Consider the following 1001-nt stretch of genomic DNA (forward strand, 5'->3'; position numbering starts at 1 on the left):
TTTTGACAGAAGCATAGCTGACAGAAGCATAGCCGGCATTTGTAAGATAGTTGGCGCATTCGTCGGGTTGGATTGTTTCGACCAGCCTGCCTATGTGGCGCCAGGTATCGTCAATTGTTCGGCGTTGCGCGTGCCGCATCCAGTGTTTGATCTTCGAAAAGGCCTGCTCGATCGGATTGAGGTCCGGCGAATAGGGCGGCAGGAACCAGAGCCGCGCACCGGCGGCTTTGATTGTTTGACGGATGGCAGCCGATTTGTGGCTGCCGAGATTGTCCATTATGACGATATCGCCTGGCTTRAGAACAGGAACCAACTGCTGTTCGAYATAGGCGCGAAAGCACTGGCCGTTGATCGGCCCGTCGAAGACGCAAGGCGCTGCCAGCCGGTCGTTCCTCAAGGCACCGAGGAATGTCAGCGTGCGCCAGTGGCCGTGCGGCGCAAACGCCCGCAGACGCCTGCCCTTTGGTCCCCAACCCCTGATGGGTGTCATATTAGTCTTGATCCAGGTCTCATCGATGAAGACGAGGCGTTCAGGATCGAGATGCCGTTGCAAAGTTTTCCATCGCTCTCGTCTGCGGGCGACATCGGCACGAGCCTGTTCAAGGGCGAACAGCGTTTTTTTTGAAGCGTAGTCCCTCGCTGCGGATGAATTCCCAAATCGTGTTGTGCGAGACAGCAATGCCCCGCGATGCCAATTCCGCCTTCAACCCATGCAGCGTCAGGTGCGGGTTCTGATCAAGCCGCTCGGCAATTAATCCACGATGCGGCTCCAGAATGCGTTTGCGATGGCCGCCCATCTTCCCGGGACGAACTGAACCGGTCGCGCGATAACGCTGCGACCACTTCACCACCGAAGAGACCGCGACCTCGAAACGCGCCGCAACTGCCCGACTACTTTCGCCGTTCAGAACGGCCGCTACAACACGCTCACGAAGATCATTGGATAACGGTGCGGTCATGTGATGCTGGCCTCCATCCAGCCAGCATCAGTGAATCAGAAC

General features: G+C 57.5%; 1 protein-coding gene. It reads right to left on the reverse strand.

The window, feature by feature from the left end:
* Window positions 1-959 (reverse strand): IS630 family transposase gene (locus tag AC1D2R_RS32135; protein ID WP_477973865.1). Its coding sequence is split into 2 segments (ribosomal slippage), with 958 coding nucleotides annotated over them: window positions 1-622 and window positions 624-959; the frame shifts between segments, so codons are not numbered across the junction. This gene is flagged as partial in the annotation.
* Between the last annotated feature and the right edge of the window lie 42 nt (window positions 960-1001).

The organism is Rhizobium sp. P1_C7 (assembly GCF_056406295.1).